At 57.7% G+C, this 17,163-nt stretch carries 14 protein-coding genes; 7 read left to right on the top strand and 7 right to left on the bottom strand.

What is annotated here, in order from left to right; genetic code table 11:
- Positions 1-36 precede the first annotated feature (36 nt).
- Both malE and yejK read right to left on the bottom strand, forming a co-directional pair.
- Positions 37-1,218: a maltose/maltodextrin ABC transporter substrate-binding protein MalE gene (gene malE, locus ACTG20_RS10095; RefSeq protein ID WP_005333871.1), complete on the bottom strand. Its 1,182-nt coding sequence runs from the start codon at positions 1,216-1,218 to the stop codon at positions 37-39.
- 407 nt (positions 1,219-1,625) lie between these two features.
- Entirely contained in the window at positions 1,626-2,675 is a 1,050-nt protein-coding gene (gene yejK, locus ACTG20_RS10090; protein ID WP_005333872.1) for a nucleoid-associated protein YejK, read from the bottom strand.
- A gap of 73 nt (positions 2,676-2,748) precedes the next feature.
- Here yejK and ACTG20_RS10085 point away from each other — a divergent pair, with 73 nt between their 5' ends.
- Together ACTG20_RS10085 and ACTG20_RS10080 are read left to right on the top strand one after the other, a co-directional pair.
- Positions 2,749-2,976, top strand: a complete 228-nt coding sequence (locus ACTG20_RS10085; protein WP_005333874.1) for a YejL family protein — start codon at positions 2,749-2,751, stop codon at positions 2,974-2,976.
- A 47-nt stretch (positions 2,977-3,023) separates the two neighbouring features.
- Entirely contained in the window at positions 3,024-4,874 is a 1,851-nt protein-coding gene (locus tag ACTG20_RS10080) for a DUF3413 domain-containing protein (protein WP_194494534.1), read from the top strand.
- Positions 4,875-4,959: 85 nt separating this feature from the next.
- On the opposite strand, the gene ACTG20_RS10075 is transcribed toward ACTG20_RS10080, so the two are convergent.
- Positions 4,960-5,745, bottom strand: a complete 786-nt coding sequence (locus tag ACTG20_RS10075) for a MetQ/NlpA family ABC transporter substrate-binding protein (protein WP_194494562.1) — start codon at positions 5,743-5,745, stop codon at positions 4,960-4,962.
- 603 nt (positions 5,746-6,348) lie between these two features.
- On the opposite strand from ACTG20_RS10075, the gene asp reads away from it, so the two are divergent.
- Both asp and ACTG20_RS10065 read left to right on the top strand, forming a co-directional pair.
- A complete protein-coding gene (asp, locus tag ACTG20_RS10070) occupies positions 6,349-8,223 on the top strand; it encodes a serine protease Asp (RefSeq protein WP_194494533.1) in 1,875 nt (624 codons plus the stop codon).
- Between the two features lie 18 nt (positions 8,224-8,241).
- A complete protein-coding gene (locus tag ACTG20_RS10065; RefSeq protein WP_194494532.1) occupies positions 8,242-8,700 on the top strand; it encodes a serine protease chaperone in 459 nt (152 codons plus the stop codon).
- 68 nt (positions 8,701-8,768) lie between these two features.
- Here the strand turns inward: ACTG20_RS10065 and ppsA are convergent, their stop codons facing one another.
- Positions 8,769-11,141, bottom strand: coding sequence for a phosphoenolpyruvate synthase (gene ppsA / locus ACTG20_RS10060; protein ID WP_194494531.1), 2,373 nt, complete (start codon positions 11,139-11,141; stop codon positions 8,769-8,771).
- Positions 11,142-11,488: 347 nt separating this feature from the next.
- Here ppsA and ppsR point away from each other — a divergent pair, with 347 nt between their 5' ends.
- A complete protein-coding gene (gene ppsR, locus ACTG20_RS10055; RefSeq protein WP_194494530.1) occupies positions 11,489-12,301 on the top strand; it encodes a posphoenolpyruvate synthetase regulatory kinase/phosphorylase PpsR in 813 nt (270 codons plus the stop codon).
- Between the two features lie 240 nt (positions 12,302-12,541).
- Here the strand turns inward: ppsR and ACTG20_RS10050 are convergent, their stop codons facing one another.
- Entirely contained in the window at positions 12,542-12,838 is a 297-nt protein-coding gene (locus tag ACTG20_RS10050) for a hypothetical protein (RefSeq protein ID WP_234915263.1), read from the bottom strand.
- 386 nt (positions 12,839-13,224) lie between these two features.
- Here ACTG20_RS10050 and ACTG20_RS10045 point away from each other — a divergent pair, with 386 nt between their 5' ends.
- On the top strand, positions 13,225-14,607 hold the full coding sequence (locus tag ACTG20_RS10045) for an amino acid permease (protein ID WP_005352966.1): 1,383 nt from the start codon (positions 13,225-13,227) through the stop codon (positions 14,605-14,607).
- A gap of 88 nt (positions 14,608-14,695) precedes the next feature.
- On the opposite strand, the gene ACTG20_RS10040 is transcribed toward ACTG20_RS10045, so the two are convergent.
- Entirely contained in the window at positions 14,696-15,022 is a 327-nt protein-coding gene (locus ACTG20_RS10040; RefSeq protein ID WP_064342004.1) for an ArsR/SmtB family transcription factor, read from the bottom strand.
- A 106-nt stretch (positions 15,023-15,128) separates the two neighbouring features.
- Between ACTG20_RS10040 and ACTG20_RS10035 the strand changes: the two genes are divergently transcribed.
- Positions 15,129-16,199 (top strand): permease, encoded by a 1,071-nt coding sequence (locus ACTG20_RS10035; RefSeq protein WP_439987616.1) that lies wholly within the window; start codon positions 15,129-15,131, stop codon positions 16,197-16,199.
- Positions 16,200-16,325: 126 nt separating this feature from the next.
- On the opposite strand, the gene ACTG20_RS10030 is transcribed toward ACTG20_RS10035, so the two are convergent.
- Positions 16,326-17,036, bottom strand: coding sequence for an HAD family hydrolase (locus ACTG20_RS10030; RefSeq protein ID WP_123172827.1), 711 nt, complete (start codon positions 17,034-17,036; stop codon positions 16,326-16,328).
- Positions 17,037-17,163 lie beyond the last annotated feature (127 nt).

Here is a 17,163-nt window from a genome sequence, read left to right as displayed (position 1 = left end):
GTGGGAGGCCATGACGGCCTCCCGGGTAGTGCGTGCTTACTGAACGATACGCTTGGCAGCGGTATCCAGAGCTTCGTCAACACCCTGACGACCGGAGGTCACGTTCTTGAGGGCAGTTTCGAAGGAAGACCAGAAACGGCTCATCTCGGGAACGGATGGCATCGGCTCGCCAGCCTGGGCGTTCAGCATGGTGGCCTTGATGTGCGGATCGGATTCCAGGGTCTTCTGGAAGGATTTCAGCGCAACGGCACCCAACGGCTTGTCGGCGTTAACCGGCGCCAGACCGGCATCGGTCAGCAGGTAGTTTTCCAGGAACTCGATAGCCAGATCCTTGTTCGGGCTGGCGGCGTTGATGGTGGCACCCAGTACGCCAACGAAGGCTTTGGCCGGCTTGCCGTTCAGGGTCGGCAGCGGCGCTACGCCGTACTTGATGCCGCTCTTGTCCAGGTTGCTCCAGGCCCAGGGACCGTTGATCATCATGGCCACTTCGCCCTTGTTGAACTTGGCGTCCATCACACCGTAGTCGATGCCTTTTTCCAGGTGACCGGACTTGATCATCTCGGAGATGTAGCCCACGCCCATCTTGGCACCTGCGTTGTTCACGCCGGTATCTTTAACGTCATAACCGGTAGCGGTTTTCTTGAAGGCGTAACCACCGTTGGCAGCCACCAGCGGATAGCTGAAGTACGGGGTGTCATAAGCCCACATGATGGCGCGCTTGCCGTTTTTCTTCAGAGTCTCGTCAATCTTGGCGATCTCTTCGAAGGTTTTCGGCGGCTCGGGCAGCAGGTCCTTGTTATAAATCAGGCTGACTGCTTCCATGGCAACCGGGTAGCCATAGGTTTTGCCATCAACAGTCATGGCATCCCATGCCAGCTGTTCAAATTTGCCTTTGGTGGCAGCGTTCGGCGTTACCGGAACCAGCAAACCGGCTTTGACCCACTCACCGTAACGGTCGTGAGCCCAGAAGAAGATGTCCGGGCCGTTGCCAGTGGCGGCGGCTTGCTGGAATTTCACTTCAACCTGATCCGGGTGAGCCACAGTAACCTTGATGCCGGTTTCTGCTTCAAACTTCTTACCCACTTCAGCCAGACCGTTGTATCCCTTGTCACCGTTGATCCAGATGGTCAGCTGGCCTTCATCGATGGCAGCAGTAGCAGAGCAAGCGACGCCAAGAGTGGCCAGACCGATCAGGGATGACAGCAATTTCTTTTTCATGAGCCTTTCCTTGTATTAGTTCCGCGCTGTAAGAGCATTGTGTGCGAGATGAATATTATCCCAAGCGGCAAACGGCTCACATGACGCAACTCGCATTTTTGAAATGCAATTACGTATTTCCTTCCAGAAAGTTTTGAAAACATTTTCTTATTTCAGGGAATTACGGCCATTTATCGGCTTAATTCCAGACAACCACAGAATAATAATTACCAAAATGAAATAAAATTTCATGAATGAAAGGGTTTTCACCTCAATGAAAACCCTTTCAGGTGGTTTATTTTGTTTGATTTGTTAACAAAGTACCGCGCCAGTTTCGAGGTCTGCCCGGGCGCAATAAAAAAGAGACCCCGCCGGGGCGGAGTCTCTTTTTGCCAGAAATGACGAGTTGATCACACTCGGGAGCATGACTACGACTGGCGCAGCAGCTGATCCTTAAGATTGGGCGGCACACCCTTGATGGTCAGGGTGTCGGTCTGGGGATCGTAAAAGATCCGGCTGTTCAACAGCTTCTGCTCAAAGCTCAAAGTCAGGCCGCCACCGGAGCCGACAAACTTGGTCAAACCACGCAGGGTAGAGCGATCCGCCGGGAAACGCTCTTCCAGCTCATACTCCTGACCAATAAAGCTGTAAAAATCGAGGTCACCGTCACCAGGCAATTCTGCAGACAGCTCCTTGATTTCGATCTCTTCACCGGCGCTCGCCTGTTCGGTGCAATATTTGAAGACCTGCTTTTTATAGTCATTGCGCTCGGTCGGTTCGAGCTGACGACTGTCGCAATAATCTTCGACCGCCTGCAGCAAGCCTTTATTTTGTACCTTGGCATCCATGCCCTCGCGGGCACCCAGCAGATCCATAAAGAAGTCGCCCAGTTTGCGACCAATGCGCCCCTTGCTGAAGGTGATATAGCGGCGCGAATCAGGTTGGGTTTTCCATTCGGTCAAATCAATGCGGGCCACCAGATTGAGTTTGCCGATATCCAGATACTGGATATGGCGTAATTCCAGCGCTTCGCTGACGGTGACGCTCTCCTTGCCCTCCAGCAGGGCAATCAGCAGATAATCGACCCCGACGTAGTTATATTTGGCAAACAGCAGCACCCCTTGCTCATCGAGGGCGTGCTCCACCAGCTGCTTGACCAGCATCTGGGTCACGGTGACCGAGAAGGGAACGAATTCGGTCTGCTCGTCGAGCAGCTGTTCGAGGGCGATACGAAACGCGGGTGAAGGCTGCTTGGGAGCCTCTTCACCGTCGGCCAGCTCGGCGACGGCGGCCTCGGGGTCAGCAAAGAAGCCAAAGCCCTTGCCGCCCTTGCCGTTGTAGATCCGATGCAGTTCCGCCATCAGTCCCTGTACCGCCTCATCAGGGGGCAGGGTCTGGCTGCGGGTATCGGCGTGGGGTTGACCATCGCCGCCCTGGCGCAAGGAGTGAAGAATGATCTTGTCGATATCGAGACTCATGTCACAAAGCCATAGTGTTAGCCGAAAGGGTGAAGTATTATAAGGCGCTTTGAACCGAGATGAACTGAAGATTATGCCTATCGTATCAAAGTACAATAACGAGCAATTTGACGCCCTGATGAACGACCTGATCACCGCGCTGGAAAAGCATAAAGCGCCGGTGGATCTCAGCCTTATGGTGCTTGGCAATCTGACCACCAATATCATCAACGGTATGGCACCGGCCCAGCGCCAGGCCATCACTGAAAAGTTTGTCCAGGCCCTGACCGCATCGGTCGATAATCGCCACGACGCACACTGAGTCCCCGACTCTGTTGATTTGACGTTTCTCAACGCAGATGGATCACTATGGTCGAAACCGGTAACCCCTATCGTGATAATGTCTCTCGCCTGATCACCTGGGGGCATTGGTTCTCCTTCTTCAACATTATTCTGGCCATGCTCATCGCCACCCGTTATCTGGGTGCCATCAGCTGGCCATCGACCACGCTTGGCGTGATCTATCTCGTTGTAAGCTGGATTGGCCACTTCTCGTTTCTGAGTTTTGTCACCTACCTGTTGACGATCTTCCCGCTCAGCTTCGTGCTGCCCAAGGAGAAGCCGTTGCGGTTCATCTCGGCCATCATCGCCACCCTGGCGCTGGTGCTGCTGCTGATCGACACCCAGGTATTCCGGCTGTTCAAGTTCCACCTCAACAGTCAGGTATGGCAGTTGCTGCTGGATCAGGCGCAAACCGAAGAGGGCTCAATCTGGAGCATCATCTTCGTTGCCGTGCCCACCATCTTCCTGCTGCAACTGCTGCTGTCGGCCTATGTCTGGCGCAAGATCAACAAGCGCAAGCGCCGCCAGTACGGCAATCAGGTGGGGCTGGCCCTGCTGATCTGCTTTATTCTGACCCACGTGGTTAACAGCTGGGCGGATGCGACCCTCTATCAGCCGATCACCATGCAGAGAGCCAACTTCCCCCTCTCCTACCCTATGACGGCCCGCTCCTTCCTGGCCAAACATGGCTGGCTGGATCTGGATCAGTACGAGAAGCAGGCTGCTTCCCAGGGGGATAACAACGACAGCCGGATGCACTATCCGCTGCGCCCGCTCAACGTCAACGCCCCCCTGACTCACAGCAATCTGCTGATTGTGGTGGTCGACTCATTGCGTTTTGACATGCTCAACAACATCAACATGCCCAATCTGCAGCGCTATGCGGATCAGCATCTGACGTTCCGCAATCACCTGAGTGGTGGCAACGACGATCTGATGGGGATGTTCAGCCTCTTCTACGGGTTGCCCGGCCACTACTACAAGGACATCAGCAGCGACAAGCGTCCGCCGGTGCTGTTCGACGAGATGCTGCGTCAGGATTACCAGTTCGGGCTGTTCGGCGCGATGGAAGATGCCCAGAAGTATCGCAAGAGCATCCTCGCCGGTCTGCGCAAACAGGTGTTTGTCTCCGAGCAGAGTGACGATGGCAAGCTGCTGACCGACTGGCAGCAGTGGCTGGAGAAGCGCTCTCCCGAGCGTCCCTGGTTCTCGCTGGTCTATCTCTCGAGCCCCGGCGACTACCAGTTGCCCGCCACCATGAAGGGGCCGTTCCAACCGGAGCTCGCCAACTTCAATCCGGCGACCGCCTATCGGGCGGAGAACCTGCAAAAACTGGAGAACCGCTACAAGAACTCGGTCTTCTATACCGACCAGTTGCTTGAGCAGATGCTGACCAAATTGCAGTCCCAGGGGATGGACAGCAACACCATCGTCGTCATCACCTCCAACCACGGTCAGGAGTTCAACGACACCCGCAGCAACAGCTGGGGCGCAGGCAGCAACTACTCACCCTATCAGGTGCAGGTACCGCTGGTACTGGCCTGGCCGGGGCGCGGCAGTGACGTTCGGGAGCAACCAAGCAGCCATTTCGATCTGGCGCCGACCCTGATGCAGGGGATGCTGGGCGTGCGCAATCCGGCGCGCGATTATAGCGTTGGCCGCTCGCTGTTTGATACCAGCCCGCGCAACTGGCTGCTGGCCGGGGATCAGAATGACTTCGCCATCTATGAAGGGGACACCATCACCCACTTCAACAAGCAGGGTGACTTCGAACTGCTGGAGCGCAACAGCTATCGCCCGATCAAGCACGGCACCCCGGATATGGGCGCCATGATCCAGGTGATGAACGAGCTGAACCGCTTCTATCGCAACCAGTGAAGCGCCCGTTAATGGCTTGCTACCATAAAAAACGCCCCGAATTCGGGGCGTTTTTCGTTGTATAGCCGGGCCACGTTCACGACTGTTAGCCACCCCACCCTTGCGGGTACTTGTAGCCGACGAAACGTTTGGCTGCATAGGCTTTGAAAGCCGCCGAGTTGTAGGCTGCCGCAACATCTTTGGCAAACGGCTGATCCGCATCTGCGCTTTTCACCACCACCCAATTGATAAAATCGTAGCTGCGCTCCAGAAACAGTCCTTCACTGAACGGGATACCGCTGGAGGCAGCAAAATTACCGTTGATCACCGAGAAGTCCACATCCTCCCGCGAGCGGGGCAGTTGCGCCGCCTCCAGCAACACCAGCTTGAGATTGTGCGGATTGTCCACCACATCAAACTCGCTCGCCTTGAGCGGGTTTATCCCCTCCTTGAGAGTGAGCCAACCAAGATCCTGCAGCATCAACAGCGCCCGCGCCTGATTGGTGGGATCGTTGGGGATGGCCACCGTGCTCCCCTCTTTCACCTTGTCGAGTGCTGCCAGCTTGCCGGAGTAGAGCCCCATCGGGCCAGTTGGCACCTGGGTAATGGGTGCCAGCGACAAGCCGCGATCTTTGGCAAAACTCTCCAGATAAGGTTTGTGCTGGAAGCAGTTCACATCCAGTGATCCGTCAGCCAAAGCAATATTGGGGGTCACATAGTCGGTGAACTCCACCAGCTTGACCTTGTACCCCTTGGCCTCCAGCTGCGGCTTGATGGAGTCGGTCACCATGTCGGCAAAATCCCCCACCGTGGTACCAATCACAATCTCCTGTTTGGTCGGCAAGGGCTCATCGGCGGCAACCGCGGAAAAAGAGAGGCTCCCGACCGCCATCGCGGCAATAAAGGTGCTGGCGCAAGCAGTGGCGCGCAAGGAAGCAGTCAAAGGAGAAGATAAGAAGGAACAAAACGGCATAGGGACTCCCTGTCAGGTACGCATCAAGCTATGGGACTGCGGCGGGGTGGCTCTCAGAGATTACCCCCCTCAAACAGCAGCAATCTAGCCATCCAAACGGCTATTTCAATTACCATAACAGAGCCATCCGCCGCCGCCAAGCAATAAACCGCTGGTTCCACCTCATCACCCTTGCTGTCACCCCCGAATGTATAGCTGCACTCACGTTGGCAAACACAACCATGCCGCTCACGTTCAAGAGCGCACGAGCTCCCCTCGGGATTGCCCCGAATCGAGATGGCTGCGGCGAAGGAGAGTCGCGAGATGAGTGAATTACAGATAAAAAGATCAGTAGCGAGCGGTGAGAACCATTCTCAATAAAACACATAACTAGCGTCATTGGAATACCTACCATAAACCAGATCGGATTTCTTTGAACCTCATTGCGTTTTTTGAAAATGGCTCTTTTTGAACCCCTTTCACCCGTGTATAGATTTCCGTCGCACTCAGGATGGTGCGATCCAAGATGGAGTTAAAAAAATAATGAAGCAAACATCGTTAGCACTGGCGATCACAGCACTGCTGTCGACCCTGCCCAGTGCGCTCGTTCAGGCAAATGAAGGTTGTGCGCCGCTCACCGGCAAGGAGAGCGGCATGGATATCGGACGCAGCAGCACCGAGCGCTGCCTGCCAGGTACCAATCCCCTGCAGGATCAGCAGTGGTATCTGCTCAACAGCGGCCAGGATGGATTCAGCGCCCGTGGCGGTATAGCGGGCAATGATCTCAACCTCTGGTGGGCTCATCGCACCGGCGTGCTGGGCCAGGGAGTCAATGTGGCCGTGGTGGATGATGGTCTGGCCATCGCCCACCCGGATCTGGCGGACAACGTGCGTCCGGGTTCGAAAAACGTGGTGACCGGCAGCGATGACCCGACACCGACCGATCCGGATTCGGCCCACGGCACCTCGGTCTCCGGCATTATTGCGGCGGTGGACAACGCCATCGGGACCAAGGGGATTGCCCCGCGAGCCCAGCTGCAGGGGTTCAACCTGCTGGATGACAACAGCCAGCAGTTGCAGAAAGATTGGCTCTACGCCCTTGGCGACAGCGATGCCAGCCGCGACAACCGGGTGTTCAACCAGAGCTACGGCATGAGTGTGGTGGATCCCCGCTCTGCCAACTCTCTGGATCAATCCCAGCTTGATCGTCTGTTTGAACAGCAGACCCTCAAGGCGCAGGGTGCGGCCTATATCAAGGCCGCCGGCAACGGCTTCAACAAGATAGCGGCGGGCGGCTATGTGCTTAACCGCACCGGCAATGGCCCCAAATTGCCGTTTGAAAACAGCAACCTCGATCCCTCCAACAGCAACTTCTGGAACCTGGTGGTAAGCGCGCTCAACGCCGATGGCGTCAGATCCTCCTACTCCAGCGTCGGCAGCAACATCTTCCTGAGCGCGACCGGCGGCGAGTACGGTACCGACGCTCCGGCGATGGTAACCACGGATCTGCCCGGCTGCGACATGGGTTACAACCGCACCGACGATCCCAGCACCAACCGGCTGCACGGCAACTCGCAACTGGATGCCAGCTGCGACTACAACGGCGTGATGAACGGCACCTCCTCCGCCACCCCCAGCACCTCCGGCGCCATGGCGCTGCTGATGTCCGCCTACCCGGATCTGTCGGTGCGGGACCTGCGGGATCTGCTGGCGCGCAGCGCAACCCGGGTCGATGCCAAACATCAACCCGTGATGGTCAGCTACACCAGCAGCACCGGCAAGGTGCGTGATGTGAAAGGGCTGGAAGGGTGGGAGCGCAATGCCGCCGGCATGTGGTTCAGCCCGACTTACGGTTTTGGTCTGATCGACGTCAACAAGGCCCTTGAGCTGGCAGCCAATCACCAGCCCCTGCCCCCGCTGGTGCAACTGCCATGGCAGAAGATCAATGTCACCGGCAGTGCCGCCGCCATTGCGGATGTGGGCAACAGCCCGACCCGTTCCACCACCCGCATCGCGACACCATTGACGGTGGAAGCGGTTCAGGTGATGGTGAGCCTGGATCACCAGCGTCTGCCCGATCTGCTGATCGAACTGGTCTCCCCCGCCGGCACCCGCAGCATCCTGCTGAGCCCCTTCAACAGCCTGGTCGGCCAATCTCTCGACCAGCAGCAACTGGGCTTTGTGCGAACCAAGGGATTGCGCGACATGCGGATGCTATCCAACAAGTTCTACGGCGAATCGGCGCAAGGCACATGGCGACTGGAAGTGACCGACGTTGCCAACGGTACCCGTCAGGTCTCTCTGCTCAATCGCGAGACCCGTGAGCGTACCACCCTGACCGAGCGCAACAATCGCCAACCGGGCAAGCTGATCTCATGGTCCCTGCGGGTCCTGGGTCACGATGCCAACCGCAGCTAACACGCTAGGAGTATTACCATGAACAAACCTGTTACCTTGCTTCTGGCAACCCTGCTGGCCCCCCTCTCGGGACAGCTCTGCGCCCAGGAGTCCGTCACCATGGATGGCAAGCAGTACAGCACCATAGAGGTGAACGGCCAGACTTACCTCATTCCCGACAACGGCAGCAAGAGGCGGGTCGCCCGCAGCCTTGACAGCAAGGTCCCGCAACAGACCCTGCGCCGCGGTGACGTGTTGATGCAAGGGGCCGCCAGCCCGGAGCTGACTGTAAGCGGCACCCTGCTGGTGGAAGCTGACGATGCCAGCGCCAAGGCGCTGGCGACTCGCCACGGCCTGAACTTCAAGCAGAGCAGTGGTGGTATCGCCCTGCTGGAGGCTAAATCGGGCACCGATCTCAACGCCATCGCCACCAAGCTCAAGAGCGAAGGGGTGAATGTGCAGATCGAGCTGTCGGGGGCCGAACAGCAGCCGAAATAGGCCGCGACACCAGATAACAAAGGGGGCCATTATGGCCCCCTTTCTGTGCAGCTCATTTTGATAGTGGCTTACTTGGCACCATGCTGCTCCGCCAGATAGAGCCAGGTATCGACCACGGTATCGGGGTTGAGAGACACCGAGTCGATCCCCTGCTCCACCAGCCAGGCGGCGAAGTCCGGATGATCGGATGGGCCTTGGCCACAGATCCCCACATACTTGCCCGCCTTGCGCGCGGCCTGAATCGCCATCGCCAGCAGTGCCTTGACCGCCTCGTTGCGCTCGTCGAACAGATGGGCAATCAGCCCCGAGTCCCTATCAAGTCCAAGGGTGAGCTGGGTCATGTCGTTGGAGCCGATGGAGAAGCCGTCAACATGCTCGAGGAACTTGTCTGCCAAGAGGGCGTTGCTCGGGATCTCGCACATCATGATCACCTTGAGCCCCCGCTCGCCACGGCGCAGACCGTTCTCTGCCAGGATGTCGATCACCTGCTCCGCCTCGCCCACGGTGCGCACGAAGGGGATCATCACCTCGACGTTGGTCAACCCCATCACATCGCGCACCCGCTTGATCGCCTCGCACTCGAGGGCAAAGCAGGGGCGGAAGCTGTCGGCGATGTAGCGGGATGCGCCACGAAAACCGATCATCGGGTTCTCCTCGTGGGGCTCGTAGCCACGACCGCCCACCAGATTGGCGTACTCGTTGGACTTGAAGTCTGACATCCGCACAATCACCCGCTCCGGCCAGAACGCCGCACCCAGAGTGGCGATCCCCTCGGTCAGCTTGGCCACGTAGAACTCACGCGGGCTCTCGTAACCGGCGATCATCTTGCCGATGGTGGCCTTGAGCTCTGGGGTTTGCTGGTCAAACTCCAGCAGCGCCTTGGGGTGCACGCCGATCATCCGGTTGATGATGAATTCAAGGCGTGCCAGCCCCACCCCGGCGTTGGGCAACTGGGCAAAGTCGAAAGCGCGGTCCGGGTTGCCGATGTTCATCATGATCTTGATGGGCAGGCGTGGCATATTGCCCACCTCGGTCACCGCCACATCGAAGTCCAGCTCGCCGTCATAGATAAAACCGGTATCCCCTTCCGCGCAGGAGACGGTGATCCGCTGGCCCGGCTGAATATGATCGGTAGCGTTGCCACAGCCCACCACAGCCGGAATGCCCAGCTCACGGGCGATAATGGCGGCGTGACAGGTGCGGCCACCCCGGTTGGTGACGATGGCGGAGGCCCGCTTCATGATGGGCTCCCAGTCCGGGTCGGTCATGTCGGTCACCAGCACATCGCCGGGCTGCACTTCGTCCATCTGGCTGATGGAAGAGATGACCCGCGCCGGACCCGCGCCAATCTTGTGGCCGATGGCCCGCCCCTCGATCAACACCTTGCCCGACTGCTTGAGGGCAAAACGCTCGAGGGTGTTGGCCTCCTGACGGCTGCGCACGGTTTCCGGGCGGGCCTGCACTATGTAGAGCTGGCCATCCTGACCATCCTTGGCCCACTCGATATCCATCGGGCGGCCATAGTGCTGCTCGATGATGAGGGCCTGTTTCGCCAGCGCCATCACCTCCTCATCGGTGATGCAGAAGCGGCTGCGCTCGGCCTCATTGGTGTCGACAATCTTCACCTGGCGGCCGTGACCGGCATCGTCCGAGTAGGTCATCTTGATAAGCTTGGAGCCGAGGGTCTTGCGCACCACCGCCGGGCGCCCCCCCTTGAGGGTAGGCTTGTGCACATAGAACTCGTCCGGGTTGACCGCGCCCTGCACCACCATCTCGCCAAGACCATGGGCGCCGGTGATAAAGACCACATCGTTGAAACCGGACTCGGTATCCAGGGTAAACATGACGCCGGAGGCGGCGAGATCGGAACGCACCATCCGCTGCACCCCGGCCGAGAGGGCAACACCCTTGTGGTCATAGCCCTGATGCACCCGATAGGAGATGGCGCGATCGTTGAACAGGGAAGCAAACACATGCTTGACCGCCGTCATGACGGCATCGATGCCACGTACGTTGAGGAAGGTCTCCTGCTGACCGGCAAAGGAGGCGTCCGGCATATCCTCGGCGGTGGCGGAGGAGCGCACCGCAAACGAGGCCTCGACACCGGCACTCAACTTTTCATAGGCAACCCGGATCGCCTGCTCCAGCTCGGGCTGGAACGGGGCTTCGATCACCCAGTCGCGGATCTGCTGACCGGCCCGGTTGAGGGCGGCGATATCGTCCACGTCCAGATTGTCGAGCAGATGGTGGATCTTGCCGTTGAGGCCGCTTGACTCCAGAAACTCGTTAAACGCAAAGGCGGTGGTGGCAAAGCCCCCCGGCACGGATACGCCGGCGCCAGAGAGGTTGCTGATCATCTCGCCAAGGGATGCGTTCTTGCCGCCAACTCGTTCTACGTCCTGCATTCCGAGTTGTTCGTACCAGAGCACGTACTGTTGCACTTGGATGTCTCCAGGTTGGTGGGCACCGATGCCATAGCACCTCGTGCGCCCGATTTAATCGATGAGGTTATGGGTAAGTCAGGTGCGTTATTGTCTGTTTCTTTTGTTGCCAACGACCACGAAAACGTTTTCTACTGGTTTTCAAAAAAATCCCCGAGCAAGCGTTGGGGATGGTCGAATGACCGGAACATTCTACAATGGCGACACAAAAAGATAACGATTCAGGTTTGCAAGCCACTTCACAACTTGGGCACAGCAGACCGGTTGACAAAACTGGTATGGTTTCGGGAGATACTTCTCACCCTTTACCCCATACGACCCCACCAGCGGTATCACAGGAGCCCTACGTGCACACCGTATTTTATGTTTCAGACGGCACCGCCATCACCGCCGAAGTGTTCGGCCACGCGGTACTGAGCCAGTTTCCGCTGGCCTTCGAGCAGATCACTATCCCCTTTGTGGAGACACTGGAGAAAGCCCGTCAGGTACGGATGCGGATCGACGAGCAGTTCCGCCAGACCGGGGTACGCCCCATTCTGTTTCACACCATCGTCGACCCGCTGGTACGGGAAGAGGTACTGAAATCGGAGGCGTGCGGCCACGACTTTCTCAACACCTTCGTCAGCCCGCTGGAGCAGGAGCTGGGGGTAAAAGCCGAGCCCCGCCTCCACCGCACCCACGGTATGGAGAATCGCAAGCTCTATGACGATCGCATTGAGGCGGTCAACTTTGCGCTGGCCAACGACGATGGCATCACCACCAAAGAGTACGATGAGGCGGACATCATCCTGATCGGGGTCTCCCGCTGCGGCAAGACCCCCACCAGCCTCTATCTGGCGCTGCAGTTTGGCATTCGCGCTGCCAACTACCCCTTTATCGAGCAGGACATGGGGATGCTGGAGCTGCCCGCCCCCCTCAAGGCCAACCGTCACAAGCTGTTTGGCCTCACCATAGCGCCGCAGCGGCTGCACGAGATCCGCAACCAGCGCCGCGCTAACAGCCGCTACTCCTCCATCGAACAGTGCGAGCAGGAGCTGGCCTGCGTGGAGAGGCTGTTTCGCCAGGAGGCGATCCGCTTCATCGATACCAGCTCCCACTCGGTGGAGGAGATCAGCGCCAAGGTCCTCGAGGCGACCGGTCTGCGCCGCCAGCTCTGTTAAGCCAGCTTGACAGCTATCGGCATCAACAAAAGATAAAAATTACAGTGTCGCGGCAAAAGTCAGCTGTGGCGAACTGCAATTCACATAGATGACAGTGAAAAGCGTGGATAAAAAAAGGGATAAGCACCACAAATGCTTATCCCTCTTCTTGTCGACCTTGCCGTTGTGCCCTTGTCACCCGCTGCCAGTTAGCCGCTATTCGATTCCGTTCTGCTGCGCTCGGCAAACAGCCAGCGTTCACTAACGATTGAGCTCAGGGTTGTTCATCAACCGGGCATAGAAGGCCAGCAAACCGTGGCGCAGGCGAACCCGCTCCGCCAACCAGCCGCCAACGAGCGCCCCCGTTACCCCACCCACCAGCAACAGCAGCTGCCAGTAGTGCAGCAACTCCTGATCACCGAGCGAGAGCCAGCCCAGCAGCATGGTGGCGGCCACCAGCAACAACAGCGGACTGGCAGCAATCCCTAACCAGAGCGCCACCAGCACACCCCGGGCAACCCCTTGTTGCAGCACGCTTTCTCGCTCTCTGTACTCCAACTCCCTACACTCTTCCCTGTACTCTTGCTTGTTTGGCATCATTTGCATCCATTTGTGGCTTGGCACAACAAAAGCACACCAACAAGATAAAATGTCAACAAAACAGAATTCGATTACACAAACATCAACCAGAAACTACCAAGAAGCCTCTTCAAATCATGAAAAAGCTGCCTTTGGTACAAAACACGGCCATTAGAGATGGAAAACAGGTGCATTCATGGCGGATTATCACTATTCTGCTTCAGTTGCCAGCCAACACTAAAAATTGAAAATGGCATGGCGTAACGAAATAAATACAGATTTCGTCAGGTTTTGGCTACGCAATGCGGCCTGCTCAGGATGAGCCCAACACCGACCAGAGACAACAGAGACGTAAGGACAGACCCATGGATTTGAAACAAGACGGTGAGGAGCTGAAGCGCGGCCTTAAAAACCGCCACATTCAGTTGATTGCTTTGGGCGGCGCCATCGGCACCGGCCTTTTTCTGGGCATTGCCCAAACCATCAAGATGGCAGGCCCCTCGGTCCTGCTGGGGTATGCCATCGGCGGCTTTATCGCTTTCCTGATCATGCGCCAGCTCGGCGAAATGGTGGTGGAAGAGCCGGTAGCGGGTTCATTCAGCCACTTTGCCTACAAATACTGGGGCGAGTTTGCCGGTTTTGCGTCCGGCTGGAACTACTGGGTGCTCTACGTGCTGGTGAGCATGGCCGAGCTGACCGCGGTGGGCATCTATGTCCAGTACTGGTGGCCCGAGATCCCGACCTGGATGTCGGCAGCCTTCTTCTTCGTGCTGATCAACGCCATCAACCTCTCCAACGTCAAAGCGTTTGGCGAAATGGAGTTCTGGTTCGCCATCATCAAGGTGGTCGCCATCATCGGCATGATTGGCTTTGGCGGCTATCTGCTCCTCTCCGGTGCCGGCGGCCCCGAGGCGAGCGTCACCAACCTGTGGGCTCAGGGCGGCTTCTTCCCCAACGGCATCAGCGGTCTGGTGATGGCGATGGCGGTGATCATGTTCTCCTTCGGCGGTCTGGAGCTGGTGGGCATTACCGCCGCGGAAGCGGACAACCCAGAGAAGAGCATTCCCAAGGCCACCAATCAGGTGATCTACCGCATCCTCATCTTCTACATCGGTGCTCTGGCTATCCTGATGTCCCTCTACCCTTGGGGTAAAGTGGTGGAAGGCGGCAGCCCGTTCGTGATGATTTTCCACGCTCTGGACAGCAATCTGGTCGCCACCGTACTCAACATCGTGGTGCTGACGGCGGCACTGTCGGTCTACAACAGCTGCGTCTACTGCAACAGTCGGATGCTGTTCGGTCTGGCCAAACAGGGCAACGGCCCGAAAGCCCTGCTCAAGACCAACAAGAGCGGCGTGCCGCTGGTTGCCCTCTCGGTCTCGGCCATCGCCACCCTGCTCTGCGTGCTGATCAACTACCTGATGCCGGGCAAGGCGTTCGGCCTGCTGATGGCGCTGGTGGTCTCCGCACTGGTGATCAACTGGGCGATGATCAGCCTCGCGCACCTCAAGTTCCGCAAGGCCAAGGTCGCGGAAGGCGTCCAGCCCAAGTTCAAGGCGTTCTGGTATCCCTTCGGCAACTACCTCTGCCTCGCGTTCATGGCCGGTATTCTGGTGATCATGTATATGACCCCCGATTTCCGCATCTCGGTCGAACTGATCCCAGCCTGGCTGGTGGTGTTGGGCATTGGCTTTGTCATCAAGCGCAAAGGACAAGCCCAAAGCAAGGTCGCAGCCAATCTGGGTTAATGCCCGAATCTAGCGACATCAATGCAAAACGCCGATCACATGATCGGCGTTTTTTTATTGCGCGCAGCACTACTAGCAGCCGTAGCCCTCAGGAAGGCTGCTCTTGCCTTTGATCTTGCCGATGCTCCGGGCTGTTGACGCAACACTCATCGCGGAAAAAGGCGATGATCTCCTCCAACACCGCGTATTGAGAGACGCAAAGCAGGGTGCGACTCTCCCGGTTTTGCTTCACCAGCCCCACCGAGACCAGCGCCGCGATATGGTGGCTGAGGGTGGAAGCGGGGATCGCCAGCTGCTTTTGCAGCTCACCCACCGGCAGCCCCTGCTCTCCCGCCTTGACCAGATGCTTGAAGATAAACAGCCGGGTCGGATGACCCAGCTCTTTCAATGCCTTGGCGACCTCTTCCAGTTGCATCTTTGCGCTCTCCACAAATTTGATATTTCGATAATACCAGAAATATCTTGACCGGCCATTCATTTCGATTATTTTGGAAATATAGAAACCAAGTGAGGGTACGACAATGAATGAGTGGTTAACCATGCTGACCGATGCAGCCCAGATGTTCCTGTTTCTGGCTGTCGAGCTGTCGGTGCTGTTTCTGGTCATTAGCGCCGGGGTCAGCCTGATCCGTCAGAAGATCCCCGACGAGAAGATCCAGCGGATGCTGGGGGCGAGACATGGCAAGGGCTATCTGCTCTCGACCCTGCTCGGTGCCGTCACCCCCTTTTGCAGCTGCTCCACCATCCCCATGCTGAGAGGGCTGCTCTCGGCCAAGGCTGGCTTTGGCCCCACCCTCACCTTCCTGTTTATTTCGCCACTGCTGAACCCCATCATCGTCGGCTTGATGTGGGCCACCTTCGGCTGGAAAGTGACCCTGCTCTACGCCGTGATCGCCGCCAGCGTCTCCGTCATGGCGAGCATGCTGCTCGACAGATTGGGATTCGAGCGCCATGTCATCGGCCCCAAAGAGGCCACCCCCTTTTGCGGTAGCGACTGTGGCCCGGCGACCCGCGCCACAACTCAAACAAATTGCAGTGACAACCAACGCAGTACCATTCGCGCAATCAAACCCCTCAACGGGGCAGCATGCTGCCCGGCACCGCAACCAGAGATGGCAGAACAGGCCACCCTCTCCTGCTGCGGCGATGGCACAGCAACCCTGACCAGAGCACCACAGCTCCCCACCGCATGGGTCAAAGCTCGCATTGATGCCTGGCAGCAGTTCAAAGCGGTATTGCCCTTCCTGCTGCTGGGGGTGCTCATCGGTTCGTTTATTTACGGTTTTATTCCGGCCGAGTGGATCGCCGCCCATGCTGGTGCCGACAACCCGCTGGCCATTCCATTCAGCGCCATCGTCGGGATCCCGCTCTACATCCGCGCCGAGGCCGTGATCCCGCTGGCGTCGGTACTGCTGGGCAAAGGGATGGGAATGGGCGCCGTCATGGCGCTGATCATCGGCAGTGCAGGTGCCAGCCTGACCGAGGTGATTCTGCTCAAATCGATGTTCAGAACCCCGATGATTGCGGCCTTTCTTACCGTGATCCTCGGCATGGCGATCCTGATGGGCTACCTGACACAACTGTTGTTTTAAGGTACCCATCTTTAAACAGACAGAGTGTTAAGCCAGCTGAGTGTGAAACCATCAGGCTTCCCATAGACAAAACGCCGATCAACTGATCGGCGTTTGTCTATTCCATACGGCAATCTGCAACCGGCGTTACAGATATTGCCCGACGATGGGGAGCAGATCCTCGACGTCACGGGCGATATGGTCGGGTTGGTGTTCCCAGCGCTCCGGGGTCGCGCGGCTATAGGCGACAGCCACCGATATCACACGGCTCTGCTCGCCAAGCGCTGCTTGCAAATGACGGGCAAACTGCACATCCGCTTCATGGTCACCGATATAGATGAGCGACTGGCACCTGGCTGGGCCGAAGATAGACTCCAGACATTTGAGGCCACCGAAAGGATGAGGTTTTTGCTGCTGTCCGGGCACGTCATCATAGCCGACCACAGCCTTGAACAGGCTGTTCACGCCATGCAGCTCCAGTACCCGGCGAATGTTTTTTTGGGAGTTCTGCGAACAAATTCCGTGGGGAATGGCAGAGAAATGGTCAATCACCGCCTCCAGCCCCGCAAAAAAACGCACCTCGGTCCGGTTCATCTCCTGATGCTTGGCCCACAGACTGCCAGCCAGCACCATCTCGTCCCGCGACAAACCGTAGTAATCCATATAGAGCGCCTGCCAGTTCTTGGCGGCGTGATTGGCATGGTGATACTCCGCTTCGCTGCGCAGATAGCGCGGCAGATGTTCTCCGGTCAGATGGGGGGCGACCTCAGCCAGGATCTGCTTGGTGATATCGATATTCTTCGGCACCGAATTGACCAGAGTACCGTCATAATCCCATAAAATCGCATCCAACTTCATTGCGTTACCTGTCTCGCTTCACAGCCATAAGTCACGCCATGTTACTTGGCTTGCCTCCCCTCGCCAAACCGCGCTGTAAAAATGTGAGACCCATCCCGTCCCCACGCAGTAGCACAAGAGTTAATGT

It is taken from the genome of Aeromonas sp. 84A (assembly GCF_051919345.1).
GTDB lineage: Bacteria > Pseudomonadota > Gammaproteobacteria > Enterobacterales > Aeromonadaceae > Aeromonas > Aeromonas veronii.
The sequence above is the reverse complement of the archived record's forward strand: the minus strand, read 5'-3'. Positions and strand labels throughout refer to the sequence as shown.

Coding starts and splice junctions, on each gene's coding strand:
- asp (WP_194494533.1), top strand. CDS start 6,349: ATGAAGCAAACATCGTTAGCACTGGCGATCACAGCACTGCTGTCGACC.
- ACTG20_RS10075 (WP_194494562.1), bottom strand. CDS start 5,745: ATGGCGGTCGGGAGCCTCTCTTTTTCCGCGGTTGCCGCCGATGAGCCC.
- ACTG20_RS10035 (WP_439987616.1), top strand. CDS start 15,129: ATGAATGAGTGGTTAACCATGCTGACCGATGCAGCCCAGATGTTCCTG.
- ACTG20_RS10065 (WP_194494532.1), top strand. CDS start 8,242: ATGAACAAACCTGTTACCTTGCTTCTGGCAACCCTGCTGGCCCCCCTC.
- ACTG20_RS10085 (WP_005333874.1), top strand. CDS start 2,749: ATGCCTATCGTATCAAAGTACAATAACGAGCAATTTGACGCCCTGATG.
- ACTG20_RS10080 (WP_194494534.1), top strand. CDS start 3,024: ATGGTCGAAACCGGTAACCCCTATCGTGATAATGTCTCTCGCCTGATC.
- ACTG20_RS10045 (WP_005352966.1), top strand. CDS start 13,225: ATGGATTTGAAACAAGACGGTGAGGAGCTGAAGCGCGGCCTTAAAAAC.
- ACTG20_RS10030 (WP_123172827.1), bottom strand. CDS start 17,036: ATGAAGTTGGATGCGATTTTATGGGATTATGACGGTACTCTGGTCAAT.
- yejK (WP_005333872.1), bottom strand. CDS start 2,675: ATGAGTCTCGATATCGACAAGATCATTCTTCACTCCTTGCGCCAGGGC.
- ACTG20_RS10040 (WP_064342004.1), bottom strand. CDS start 15,022: ATGCAACTGGAAGAGGTCGCCAAGGCATTGAAAGAGCTGGGTCATCCG.
- malE (WP_005333871.1), bottom strand. CDS start 1,218: ATGAAAAAGAAATTGCTGTCATCCCTGATCGGTCTGGCCACTCTTGGC.